This window comes from Paenibacillus algorifonticola, assembly GCF_000971975.1.
In the GTDB taxonomy this organism is placed as follows: domain Bacteria; phylum Bacillota; class Bacilli; order Paenibacillales; family Paenibacillaceae; genus Pristimantibacillus; species Pristimantibacillus algorifonticola.
Window position 1 is genome coordinate 148,479 of record NZ_LAQO01000011.1, and the last position, 12,531, is coordinate 161,009.

Annotated in this window: 15 protein-coding genes; all 15 read left to right on the top strand. The window is 49.6% G+C overall.

Annotation, left to right across the window (positions count from 1 at the left end; all coding sequences use genetic code 11):
- Positions 1-79: 79 nt before the first annotated feature.
- Positions 80-1,444: an SMI1/KNR4 family protein gene (locus WH37_RS18130; RefSeq protein WP_046232014.1), complete on the top strand. Its 1,365-nt coding sequence runs from the start codon at positions 80-82 to the stop codon at positions 1,442-1,444.
- Positions 1,445-1,548: 104 nt separating this feature from the next.
- Positions 1,549-2,181, top strand: a complete 633-nt coding sequence (locus WH37_RS18135) for a YphA family membrane protein (RefSeq protein WP_074904847.1) — start codon at positions 1,549-1,551, stop codon at positions 2,179-2,181.
- Positions 2,178-3,083 carry a YIEGIA family protein gene (locus WH37_RS18140; protein WP_046232016.1) on the top strand — a complete coding sequence of 302 codons (906 nt, stop codon included), beginning with the start codon at positions 2,178-2,180 and terminating at the stop codon, positions 3,081-3,083. The genes WH37_RS18135 and WH37_RS18140 overlap by 4 nt, the downstream gene beginning before the upstream one ends.
- 2 nt (positions 3,084-3,085) lie before the next feature.
- The gene (locus WH37_RS18145) at positions 3,086-3,265 is read left to right on the top strand and encodes a capping complex subunit for YIEGIA (protein ID WP_046232017.1); all 180 of its coding nucleotides are present in this window, start codon (positions 3,086-3,088) and stop codon (positions 3,263-3,265) included.
- Positions 3,266-3,343: 78 nt separating this feature from the next.
- Positions 3,344-4,666, top strand: coding sequence for a ribosome biogenesis GTPase Der (gene der / locus WH37_RS18150; protein WP_046232018.1), 1,323 nt, complete (start codon positions 3,344-3,346; stop codon positions 4,664-4,666).
- Between the two features lie 12 nt (positions 4,667-4,678).
- The gene (gene plsY / locus WH37_RS18155) at positions 4,679-5,287 is read left to right on the top strand and encodes a glycerol-3-phosphate 1-O-acyltransferase PlsY (RefSeq protein WP_046232019.1); all 609 of its coding nucleotides are present in this window, start codon (positions 4,679-4,681) and stop codon (positions 5,285-5,287) included.
- A 7-nt stretch (positions 5,288-5,294) separates the two neighbouring features.
- Positions 5,295-6,329 carry an NAD(P)H-dependent glycerol-3-phosphate dehydrogenase gene (locus WH37_RS18160; protein WP_046232123.1) on the top strand — a complete coding sequence of 345 codons (1,035 nt, stop codon included), beginning with the start codon at positions 5,295-5,297 and terminating at the stop codon, positions 6,327-6,329.
- 102 nt (positions 6,330-6,431) lie between these two features.
- Complete coding sequence (locus WH37_RS18165) at positions 6,432-6,707, top strand: stage VI sporulation protein F (protein ID WP_046232020.1); 276 nt, start codon at positions 6,432-6,434, stop codon at positions 6,705-6,707.
- A gap of 236 nt (positions 6,708-6,943) precedes the next feature.
- A complete protein-coding gene (locus WH37_RS18170; protein WP_046232021.1) occupies positions 6,944-7,123 on the top strand; it encodes a DUF2768 family protein in 180 nt (59 codons plus the stop codon).
- A gap of 54 nt (positions 7,124-7,177) precedes the next feature.
- Complete coding sequence (locus WH37_RS18175) at positions 7,178-7,474, top strand: 2Fe-2S iron-sulfur cluster-binding protein (RefSeq protein ID WP_046232022.1); 297 nt, start codon at positions 7,178-7,180, stop codon at positions 7,472-7,474.
- Between the two features lie 92 nt (positions 7,475-7,566).
- Positions 7,567-8,184, top strand: a complete 618-nt coding sequence (locus WH37_RS18180; RefSeq protein ID WP_052737055.1) for a nucleotidyltransferase family protein — start codon at positions 7,567-7,569, stop codon at positions 8,182-8,184.
- On the top strand, positions 8,181-8,525 hold the full coding sequence (locus WH37_RS18185) for a 2Fe-2S iron-sulfur cluster-binding protein (RefSeq protein ID WP_046232024.1): 345 nt from the start codon (positions 8,181-8,183) through the stop codon (positions 8,523-8,525). The genes WH37_RS18180 and WH37_RS18185 overlap by 4 nt, the downstream gene beginning before the upstream one ends.
- A 28-nt stretch (positions 8,526-8,553) precedes the next feature.
- A complete protein-coding gene (locus WH37_RS18190; protein WP_046232025.1) occupies positions 8,554-9,312 on the top strand; it encodes a hypothetical protein in 759 nt (252 codons plus the stop codon).
- 305 nt (positions 9,313-9,617) lie between these two features.
- Positions 9,618-11,096: a stage IV sporulation protein A gene (spoIVA, locus tag WH37_RS18195; RefSeq protein WP_046232026.1), complete on the top strand. Its 1,479-nt coding sequence runs from the start codon at positions 9,618-9,620 to the stop codon at positions 11,094-11,096.
- Positions 11,097-11,378: 282 nt separating this feature from the next.
- Positions 11,379-12,503 (top strand): sugar ABC transporter substrate-binding protein, encoded by a 1,125-nt coding sequence (locus WH37_RS18200; RefSeq protein ID WP_046232027.1) that lies wholly within the window; start codon positions 11,379-11,381, stop codon positions 12,501-12,503.
- The last annotated feature ends 28 nt before the right edge of the window (positions 12,504-12,531 follow it).

The window sequence follows — 12,531 nt, forward strand, 5'->3', positions numbered from 1 at the left end:
TATTATTTCTTTATTCGGCTTTTCATCCTCTTTTTTCCATGCGATTAAATTTTACATACCTCATTAATAGGGGGATACGATGACTAGACATAAGCAATTGGAACGCATTAAACAAAAGCTGAAGGATGCAGCTCTGACCGATGCTGACCATCAGCTATTTGGTGCGAAAAGCCATAAATATGCAATGAACAGTCTGCTTAGCCTCGATGAGATTCGACAATTTGAGCAAGCGAATGGCGTCATTTTACCAGAGGAATTTTCAGCGTTTTTAATGAATATCGGAAATGGCGGTGCTGGTCCCTATTATGGTATTCATCCATTAGGTAAGAAGCAGGTTATTGATCTGGACCGAATAGCTGAGCCTTTTCCTTTGCAAGCAGAGATGACCAAGGAGCAATGGGAAACCGAATATCCATGGATTAACGGTGAGTGCGTAATAAGCGACGAAGAATACGAAGAAGCAAGCGCAAAACTGTTTCAAGGACTGCTCAATATTGGGGAGCAAGGCTGCACATACGAAATGATGCTGGTCGTTACAGGCAAACACCGTGGAAGAGTGGTTTATATTGATCTCGATTATCAAAAACCGTTCGTGACCTATGAAGCCCATTTTTTGGACTGGTATGAGCGCTGGCTGGATGAAGTGATTGCCGGTTATGTGACGGACTGGTTCGGTATGCGACGCGGTGGAGATGATAAGCAACTGATCGAATTGTATCAATCTACAGCGGAGGAACGTGTGAAAATCGAGGCTTTGGATGGCATGTTTAAGTTGAAGGCGATTTCGCAGGAGACGATTAACTTTTTAATAACCGAGTTCGCGGGATCATCCACAGCCTTGCGAAGCCTGTCGATGCAGGTGCTTGCTAAAATGAATTTTGCTGAGGCAGAAGTTTTCATTAGGCAGGAGCTCACCAGCAGCCATGCTGAAAATCGTTTGCGTGCCATACAGTGTATTCATTGGTATATGCCGAAAGGGGATCCGCGCTTTAATCAGCATTTAATTGCGCTGCTCCCAAAAGAATCAGATGAGGAAACGTTTCGCTTCATCTGTTATATCCTGCAAGCAGGCGGTGTTGAATTACTGCCCATGCTCCAGCCTTTTTTCAAGCATCCGAATGAAGAAATTCGCGTGCAGGCTGTATATCAGGCGGGGCAATCGGATATAAAAGCAGATTATCTTGCCGATTTTATGGCATTGCTTGACGATCCGGCGGTTAGGGTACAGCATATCACATTACAGGCGCTGGCTGGGGTGACAGATCCGAGACTGCTGCCTATATATGAGCGTCTACTGAAGCAGCATGAGACAGACAAAGATTATATTCGATCTAATATTGAGAGACGGCTTGAGGAGTTTCCGTATAACTCCAAGGAGCAGCTCGACAAGGTGTTTTCTTCAGTTTTAAAACAGGTTGGTAAGCTATTCAGAAAAAAATTATAAACTTTGAATTCATGAGCTGTAGAAGAGGTTATTCCTGATGTTTCATCATTAGGAATAGCCTCTTTTTTTTGGCGCATAATAGCTTCACGTGGGGTGATTTGGCTGTGAACGAAGGATATTTGTCGTTCTGGATTATGATTATGGCTTTCATATTAATGATGACTGGCTGGGCGGAATATGTCGGAGCAGGGCGCTCGAAGCTAATCGTTGCCGTTTTATGTCTATTTTCGCAGCCGTTTCATTATCGTGTAACCGTTTATGGGACGGCCATTGAGATTTATGCGAGCGTTATGGTTGCGGCAGTCGCTGTCTGCTGGACCCTGCGTAGAGGTGCGGATGGCGAATCCAGACGATACCTGCTGTTATGTGCTTGCTTGACTGGTATTATTTTGGGCGGCATTCAGAAGCTTTATCGGCTTGATCCGGTGTTTTATTGGATCGACCCTGTTTCGGATGGGGGTCTACTCGGTGGCTTGCTCGTATCTGCATTTTCAATGAAGCCGGGCCATCAATTTGGCATTTTGCTGCTGGCCGCTGTTCTGGCGGAATTAGCGAACGGGCTGTTATCAACTGGTATTTACATGGCTCGCATTGGCTCCTTGGCTTGGTGGGACAGCTTTTGGCTCGCTTTTGCCTATGCGCGAATCATCAGTATTGTTTTCCAATTACTTCGCGCTTCTTATAGCAAGGTGGCAGGAGCAGGTTGGAGAAATAAAGGAGGGAGCTCCCCGAAATGAGCCATTTTTTAATTGCGAATAAGCAATTGCTTGGCGTATTGCTTGGAATGGCATTCGGCATTATAGCGAGGCTGCTGATGCTGAAAACCGATTATCGCCAATATCCGACTTATCCTCACGGTCGGATTATCCATATTTCGTTAGGCGTCATTGCGGCGGCGCTTGGCGCAGTAGCCGTTCCGGCGCTATACAGTAAAGACTATACGGCCATTACCTTTTTATCACTAGCGGCGCAGCAATTTCGGGATGTTCGCAAAATGGAGCGTGAGACGCTGACGAAAATCGACAGCCTGGAGCTCGTCAGCCGCGGAGCAACTTATATAGAGGGCATCGCGATGGTGTTTGAAGGACGCAATTACCTAGTGATTATGTCCTCGCTGCTTACTAGTCTTTTCGCCGTAATGGTCAATCTCTGGGTCGGCCTGCTGGCAGGAGGAATATCACTGCTAATCGTCCATCATTTTCGTTCGGGCAAAACGCTGTCCCATATTATTTCGGCTGATACAGCGGAGGTGCGTGTGGATGGACCGGATCTGCTCGTCGGCGATATTTATATAATGAATGTGGGGCTTAAGTCAAATCAGGATATCATTCGCGAGCGTGGAATGGGCTTTATATTGACGCCTCTCAATGCGAACAGCAAGGTCACCATTAGTAATTTGGGCCAGCGTCAGGCGATTTTGTACGATTTGTCTACGATACTGGGTGTTTACCGGGATGATGGCGAACCGGCCTTAATTCCAATGGCGAAGCTCGATATGAAGGACGGAAGGCTTGCCGTATTTATGCTTCCTCAGGACAAGGACAAGAGGAAGGCGCTTAAGGTGATCGGACGCGTGCCGATTCTCGAATCGGCTGTACGTATGCCTACAGAAGCAAAAGTCAATAAGCAGGAGGGCTGAAAATGGCCAATATTGTTGCAGTCGTTTCGAGCAACCGGGATGTCTCAGGAGGCGGTGCACCGATCTTTTTCGCAGGCAGCGAGCAGGAGCTGGAGCAGACTGCTTTTCTGCTGGAGAAGATTTTAAATGCGAATGCCCATAATCTAAAAAATGGCGTCATTATCCTCGTTAATCATCTTTAAGATGAAAAGTTAGCCAAGGCGGCTGTTTTTTGCTATGATGGTAAGCGTGAGAATTACTGAAGGAGTGAATCGATAACTATGGCAAGACCTGTTATCGCCATCGTCGGGCGCCCGAATGTGGGTAAGTCTACCATATTTAATCGGATAGTCGGCGACAGGCTGGCAATTGTAGAAGATAAGCCGGGGGTTACGAGGGATCGGCTGTACGGCACCGGAGAATGGAATGGCATAGCCTTTAATATTGTAGATACAGGCGGCATTGAAATTGATGGTGAAGATGAAATTATGAAATCGGTTCGGATGCAAGCCGAGCTGGCAATTGAAGAAGCGGATGTTATTATTTTTATGGCAGATGCGAAAGCGGGCCTTACTCATTCAGATGAAGAAGTGGGACAAATGCTGTTTCGCTCCCGCAAGCCTATCGTACTCGCTATTAACAAGGTGGACAATGCGGGACGTATGGACGAGGTTTATGAGTTTTATGGCTTGGGCTTTGGCGAACCGATTGCCATTTCCGGCTCCCACGGCATGGGCATTGGCGATTTGCTGGATGCTGCCGTATCAAAGCTGCCTGAAATTGAAGATGTCGAATACGAGGACGACGTTATTCGCGTTGCCTTAATTGGACGTCCAAACGTAGGCAAATCCTCGCTTGTTAATGCGCTGCTTGGCGAAGAACGCGTTATCGTCAGCAATGTAGCAGGTACAACTCGCGATGCCATCGATACGCCTTTCGAGCGCGATGGACAGAAGTACGTGCTGATCGACACAGCCGGTATGCGCAAGCGCGGCAAAGTGTATGAATCCACGGAAAAATACAGCGTTATGCGTGCAATGAAAGCGATTGAACGCGCAGACGTAGCCCTCATCCTGATTAACGGAGAGGAAGGCATTATTGAGCAGGACAAGCATATTGCAGGCTATGCGCATGAAGCGGGCAAAGCGTCTATTTTTGTCGTCAACAAATGGGATGTCGTCGAGAAGGACGAGAAAACGATGCAAGCTTTCTCACAGACGATTCGCGATCACTTCCTGTTTATGTCGTATGCGCCGATCGTTTATTTGTCCGCGCTTACGAAGTCCCGTCTACACAAGCTTCTGCCTGTTGTGAATCACGTTTCGGAGCAGCATGCTTTGCGTATCCAGACGCATTTGTTGAATGATATCGTTGGGGATGCGGTTGCTTACAACCCGCCGCCGACGGACAAAGGCAAACGTCTGAAAATCAACTATGTGACACAAGTGGCGACAAAACCGCCAACGATTGTCATTTTCGTCAACGAGCCAGAGATGATGCATTTCTCATATGAGCGTTATTTGGAAAATAAAATACGGGCAGCGTTTAATTTCGAAGGCACGCCGCTACGGTTATTTACACGTCGTAAGTCAGACGAGGATTAGGGGAGAAGAGGCGTGCTGTACTCAGCCATTGCAGTTATTATCAGTTATTTATTAGGTTCCGTTTCATTCAGCATCGTCATTGCGAAATGGCTGAAAGGCATTGACATTCGCGAGCATGGCAGCGGCAATGCCGGGGCGACGAATACGATTCGCGTGCTCGGTAAAGGGCCGGGTATTACGGTCTTTTTGCTGGATATTGCAAAAGGGGTAGTCGCTGTGCTGCTGGGCCAGTGGCTCAGCGGGGGCGACGCCGAAAGCTGGACGCCTGTTTTATGCGGTCTTGCTGCCATAATAGGCCACAACTGGCCGATTTGGTTCCGCTTTAAAGGCGGCAAAGGCATAGCGACAACCGTTGGTGTCATTGCAACGCTTGCTTTCCTGCCGGCGCTGCTTGCGGGGATCGTCGCTATACTTGCGATTGCCATTACGCGCTTTGTATCGCTTGGTTCCTTGCTGTTCGCAGCATTGACGCCGATCTTTATTGCTTTGCTGAGTTTCTCCTTGCCACTGCTTTGCGCGAGCCTTGTATTATGCGTATTCGCGTTTGTCCGCCACAAGGCGAACATTGTGAAGCTGCTGAAGGGGACAGAGAACAAGCTTGGCGCAAAGAAAGGAATGTGAGTCCAATATGGCAAAAGCAAAGACCGAGCAAGTGCGCCGTGCTGCGGTGCTTGTAGCGGGAAGCTGGGGGACAGCGCTTGCTTCCGTTCTGGCTCGTAACGGCTATGAGGTGCTGCTGTGGACGCGTAATACGGAGCAGGCTAGCAGCATCAATGAAAGCCGCATGAATGCTAAATATTTGCCAGGCGTAATGCTTCCGGAGGGCCTTAAGGCAACGGTCAGCTTGCAGGAAGCGCTCAGCGGAGCGGAGCTTGCCCTGTTCGTTGCGCCATCCGGCGCCATGCGGGAAGTGGCGAAGCAGGCCGCTCCTTTTCTTGCAGCTCAGACGCTTTGCGTCCATGCGACGAAGGGGTTTGAAGCCGATACGCTTAAGCGGATGACAACGGTGCTTTCCGAAGAGCTAGGTCGTGCGCCTGAGCAAATTGTTGTGCTGTCTGGCCCGAGCCATGCGGAGGAAGTCATTAAACGCCAGCCTACAACCGTTGTTGTCGCTTCGGCAGACATGAAAGCAGCTGAGCAAGCACAGGATGCTTTCATGAGCTCCGATTTTCGCGTTTATACGAATCCGGATGTCGTTGGTGTCGAAGTAGCTGGCGCAATTAAAAATATTATCGCGCTCGGCGCTGGCTTATCAGACGGACTTGGCTTCGGCGATAACGCCAAGGCGGCGCTGCTGACGCGCGGGCTTGCAGAGATTGGACGCCTGGGCGCGGCCATGGGCGCTAATCCGCTCACCTTCGCTGGGCTTGCTGGTGTCGGCGATTTGGTTGTTACTTGTACAAGCAAGCACAGTCGCAACTGGCGTGCGGGGCATATGCTGGCGAATGGCACACCGCTCGGCGAGGTGCTCACCAAGATGGGCATGGTCGTCGAAGGCGTGCGTACGACGCGTGCCGCGTTTGAGCTGGCGAAGCGCTATGAGGTTGAAATGCCGATTACCGCGCAATTGTACAAGGTGCTGTTCGAGGAGTTCTCGCCAAAAGCAGCTGTTGAGCATTTGATGGGCCGACTAAAAACCCATGAGATTGAAAGCATCGGCTAAGACAGGCGCCTACACCAAACGATTGCCCTGCTCATATGATATCCCATCGGAGCTGAAGCTTAAGATCAACGAGCTACTGCGATTGCGATGGGAGGTAAGTGCATGGGTAAAAATATTTCAAAAGATGTGCTTGGCGCAATTAATAAAAAAACAGGCAAAAATATTTCCGAAAACTCGGTTAAGAAGCTTGCCAGCGGTGTAACGGATTCGACGATGCAGAACGAAGCCGAACTTCGCAAGCTGATCAAGCAAGTGGCTGAGATGGCGAAGGTGCCTGTGGCGGAATCGACCATAAACGATATTGTCAAAGCCGTTAAGGCGACCGGCATGAATATGAACAGCATGGAATCGCTTGTCAAAATGATGATCAAGAAGTAACAAGCGAAAACGGCTATCGCCGTCCATGACGGGCAAAGCATCGTTTCGTGGAGAAATAGAAGCCGGGTTATAGGCGTAAAACTTATAAATCCTTATATTTGGGCAAAAGCGCAAAGCTTTGCTGCAGCGGAGCGATTCCGCTGCGGCAATTTTGCGCCTTTTGTCCTTTTTTGCAGTCAATGATATAATATGGGTTGCATTTATTACATTGGTGAAGAGTGGGAGAAGAGTCGACTATGGATGCTATGATGAAAATGTGGGTTTCGCTGATCGGCATCGGCTTAATGGCCATTTCGGCGGTTATCATTACATTTGCCCGGATCAAAACGAAGGGGATCGTCAAATTTATTTTATCGCTGATTGCTTTTGTTTTGCTGCTCATTGGTTTTATTTGCGGAGTCATTTCAATTATTTAACGGTTATACGAAAGGCATACATACATCCAGATAGAGAAGGGGACGGTTGCGTTTATGATTGAGCTTACGGGGAGAACGAAAACGGCGATTGTAGAAGCGGAGGACGGGCTGTCGCTGCTGGATTTAGCGATGAAGCATAATGTGGATTTTGCTTTCTCCTGCACGCGTGGCACCTGCGCCCGCTGTCGCTGCCAAGTGATCGAAGGAGCTAGCGGGCTTGAAGGAATAACGGACCAGGAATGGGATCGCATGGACCCTGAAGAGTTTGAGGAAGGCTATCGCCTTGCTTGTCAGGCGATTGTAAAGTCTGTCGATGTGACCATTAAAGCGGTTAACAAGCCTTATTTTTAGCAGCAATGCGCGCTCTTCATTTATTGCTTTAACGGGCAGAGTGGTTTGATAGAGAGAGCATCGCCATTATTTTGATGAAGGAAGTGCGAGTGATGAGCATTAGAGGACGAATCGAGCAAGCGCTGGCCTCCATTGCCCAGCTGACAGCCGGAAGCGGTGCACCTTGGATAGTAGGGGGCAGCGCAGGGCTTATGCTGAGAGGTGCGGTGCTGACCAGCGAACCTAGAGACTTGGATTTATACACCGATGAGGCTGACGTCGATCGTCTTCATGCCTTGCTGCAGCCTTTTTCCACAGATATTCCTGTATTGGATGAGACGGGCATTTACCGTTCCAGGCTGAGCCACTATCTCATTGACGATGTACCCGTTGAGCTTGTAGGCGGATTTGTTGTGCGGGCACATGACAGCTGTTATGAGACGCAGGTGCGTTCTCTGCTGCTGCCTTACGCTCAGCAAGTAACCGTTGGTAGAGGCGGCTCTGCTCCCGTTGCCACTGTGTCTGTTGTACCGCTGGCTCATGAGCTATGGTTTAATGTGCTTCGTGATCGTCCAGATCGTTATGAGCTGATCATTGAAGCTTATTGTGAGGATGAAGCCCGCCACAAACCAGCGCTTGAGCAGCTGGAAAGCCGTAATCAGCTGAGCGCGGCGCTGAAAGCAGAGGTGCGCCGCTGGATAGCGGAGCAGCGAGTAGGGCAGCTGATATGAGCGCCGAGGTGACGTTTCTGCCTTCTGGCAAAACAATCAAGGTGCGCCCCGGCACGACGCTGCTGGACGCGGCAAGACAAGCGGGCATTGCGGTAAGAACGCGCTGCGATGGCAGAGCGGCCTGCTTTATGTGCAAAATGGAAGTAAAGCAGGGCAGCGAGCTGATGCCAATCGGTGATGTGGAGCGGCGAAAGCTTGCAGGCATGGATGATGGCATGAGGCTTTCTTGCCAAGCGCGTGTGAAGGGCAAGGTGCAGGCTGAAATTCCGATGGACCCACTTCGAGCGGCGGTGCTCCGGCAGCTGGCTAGGCAGACCGAGGAAGATGATAAGCTTTGGTAAGGTTGCAAAGATAGGGGGACGTATTAAAATGTTTAATTTTGTGCTTGCGCATCCGATTAGCCGCCAGCTATGGGCGCGGAGGGCAGCGCTGCTGGCAACCGCCGCCGCGCTGCTGGTGTTAACCGGATGCATGTATCCGAATGATCGCCTATCGCAAAATCAAGGCGCTCCGAAAGAGGCGGTCCGCAATGTGCAGGCCGCGATTGATGAGTATAAGGCGGATACAGGTGTATTGCCAATCAAGAATAGCACGGCTGAAACGCCGCTATATGAGAAATTCATCCTTGATTTCGTTCCGCTGCAAGGAAAAGGGTATTTGGGTGATATTCCGTCCGCGGCGTTTGAGAAGGGCGGCAATTATTATTTTTTGATTACGGATGAAGAAACAGATCCTAAAGTTCGGCTGATGGATTTGCGCATTTATCAGCAGATTAACGATATTTCCAGCTGGGTGCAGGCGTACTCCACCGCTAATGCGGGCAAGCTTCCGAAGGGCGACGAGGCTTATCCTGGCTTTTATTATGTGGATTACAATTTGCTTGGCAAAAAAGCGCCTACGATTGTCAGCAGCTACTCCAGCCTGACGATGGCGGCGATGCTGGACGAGAAAGGCCAGGTTTATGCGGATTACGGCCCTGATATTATGCAGGCGATCCAGAAGGATGGCGAAACGTCCTTCGCTGCCGATTACGACCTGCGCGGGCTGTTGGTCGAGCGGGATGTGTTTGTGCCAGTAAAGGCTCCCGTATATTATTGGGTGGACGGGCAGCCGCAGGCGGTATCGTAAACCTGTGATTATTTGATCTTAATAAGCTTTTATTTTGGTATCCTCCAAGCTTGATTCTTCGAGAATCGGTATGGAGGATTTTTTGCTGTATTGGCATACTGCAGCGGCATTTCTCATATAACTCAATCTTGGAAGGGCAAGAACGTGACTTAAGCTTTAAAAGATTTCATAACAATCGTCATAATCGGAGAGCTGGAACAATAGGATATTACTAGTCCTAAAAGCTGTACGAGTTGCGTCGCTGGCCTGCCCTCTTGTCCGGTGGAAGGCGGCGAACCGGGAAATCAATTGGGAGGGGATATTCAGTGGAGAAAGTAGACATTTTCAAGGACATAGCCGAACGTACTGGTGGGGATATTTACCTCGGTGTAGTAGGGGCTGTCCGTACGGGCAAATCAACGTTCATCAAGCGGTTCATGGAAACGGTGGTGCTCCCTAACATTACGAGTGAGGCTGATCGTGTACGAGCCATAGACGAGCTGCCGCAAAGCGCCGCGGGCAAAACCATCATGACAACCGAGCCGAAATTCGTGCCAAACCAAGCAGTGCAATTGAAAGTAGCCGAAGGGCTGGAAGTAAATATGCGGCTGGTCGATTGCGTCGGCTATGCGGTGGAGGGTGCGAAAGGCTATGAGGATGAAAATGGGCCGCGGATGATTACAACGCCGTGGTTCGATGATCCGATTCCTTTCCAGGAAGCAGCGGAAATCGGCACGCGCAAAGTCATTCAAGAGCATTCTACATTAGGCGTAGTCGTGACGACGGATGGTTCTATCGCAGAAATCCCGCGCAGCTCCTATGTAGAGGCCGAGGAGCGGGTCATCAGCGAGCTGAAGGAAGTAGGCAAGCCGTTTGTGCTGATTATTAACTCGACGCGTCCGCGCAGCGAGGAAGCGCTGCAGCTGCGCTCCGAACTTCAAACGAAATATGATATTCCGGTTATTACGCTCAGCGTAGCAACGATGGGGGAAGAGGAAGTTATTTCGGTACTGCGCGAAGTGCTTTACGAGTTCCCTGTTCATGAAGTCAACGTGAATCTGCCAAGCTGGGTTATGGTGCTGAATGAAAATCACTGGCTGCGCAGCAACTACGAAAACTCGGTACGCGATACGGTGAAGGATATTCGCCGTCTGCGTGATGTGGATCGGGTCGTAACGCAGTTTATGGATTACGACTTTATCGCAAGGGCAGGACTCAGCGGCATGAACATGGGGCAGGGCGTAGCCGAAATTGACCTGTATGCGCCGGATGAGCTGTATGACCGGATCTTGATGGAAGTGGTCGGCGTAGAAATTCGCGGAAAAGATCATTTGCTTCAGCTGATGCAGGAATTTTCCCATGCGAAGCGGGAATATGACCGATTCGCCGAAGCGCTGGAAATGGTCAAGGCGACTGGCTACGGCATTGCAGCTCCGACGCTTGCCGAGATGGCGCTCGAGGAGCCGGAGCTCATTCGCCAAGGCTCTAGATTTGGCGTAAGGCTGAAAGCGACTGCTCCATCTATCCATATGATCCGCGTCGATGTGGAATCGGAATTTGCGCCGATTATTGGCTCGGAGAAGCAAACCGAAGAGCTCGTCCGATATTTGATGCAGGATTTCGAGAGCGACCCAATCAAAATTTGGGAGTCCGACATTTTCGGCCGCTCGCTGCATTCCCTTGTAAGAGAAGGCATTCAGGGCAAAATTGCCATGATGCCGGACAACGCGCGCTACAAGCTGCAGGAAACGCTGGGCCGCATTATTAACGAGGGCTCCGGTGGCCTGATCGCCATTATTTTGTAACGAATTCAAACATAGTTGAAAACAGCCGTTGCTTGAAGGGCCTATCAGGTCTTCAAGCAACGGCTGTTCTGCATTTGCGGCGGTTTGTGCTCGGGCGGCTGAAGCTATTAAATTGAGGTTGCAATTTTTGAAAAGCGTTACTATAATGACAATTGTTGCGTCAATCGATTTTTTTCGATAATATATTAAATTCCGATTGACATAGTGGGATAAAATGATATGATTGCACAGAAGCAACATACTGATGATGGTAGAGACATGAGATGGGGAGAGGGAAAGAACATGAAACAATGGGGTAAGCTTTCATTAACAATTTTTCTAGCTGCGGTACTGCTGGTAATATCGGCTTGCGGAGCGGCAAAAAACAATGCGCCTGCAGGTGAAGCATCGGCCTCGCCGACAGCATCAGCTGAAGCTGCAGCAGACAATGCAGCTGGCGGAAGCAGCGATTTAGCAGCTTTAAAAGGTAAAAAACTTGCGCTCGTTATGCAATTTAATACAGGAACCTTTTCGTCCCAATATGTAGAAGGGGTGAAAGAGCAAGCCCAAAAATTTGGCGGAGAAGTAACGGTTTTCGCATCCGACAATGATTTGGCGAAAATGTCCTCTAACCTTGATGCAGCAATCAACCAAGGTTTTGACGGCATTTTGATTGACCATGGACAAGCTGCGGCGCTCGAAGCGGGAATTAATAGAGCGAAAGAGCAAGGCATTTCTGTAGTCGTATTCGATGCAGACGTGAAAGTGGATGGCGTGCCTGTATTGCAGCAGGATGACCAGAAAATGGCCGAAATTACGCTTGAGCAGCTCGCTAAAGATGCTGGCAGCAAAGGAAATATCGTTAAAGTCTGGGTAGCAGGCTTTGCGCCAATGGAGCGCCGTCAAGTGGCCTACAAGCAGTTCCAAGAGAAATATCCTGACATTAAAGAAATTGCCGCTTTCGGTAATGCCAACAACCCGGCACTTGATACACAATCGCAGATGGAAGCGATTTTGCGCCAATACCCGAACAAAGGCGATATTACAGCGGTATGGGCGGCTTGGGATGAGTTCGCTAAAGGCGCTTCCCGTGCCATTCAGCAAGCTGGCCGTACAGAAATTAAAGTATACGGCATCGACATGAGCGATGAGGATCTGCAAATGATTCAAGACAAAACGAGCCCTTGGGTCGCTTCAGCAGCTGTAGATCCTAAAGATATCGGCCGCGTACAAGTTCGTATTCTTTACAAAGAATTTAAAGGCGACGCAAACGAGCCTCTCGTTGTCTTGCAACCTGTATACGTTCACCGTGATCAGTTGCCAGAAGAGAAAGTAAGCACTACGCAGCTTTCCGAGTATGTAGAAGGCTGGGGAAGCAGCACACAAGGTTATGAGGATTGGATGAAAGATTTGGAAGCATTGAAATAAGGGCTTGCCCTAAGCAATATGCACATGC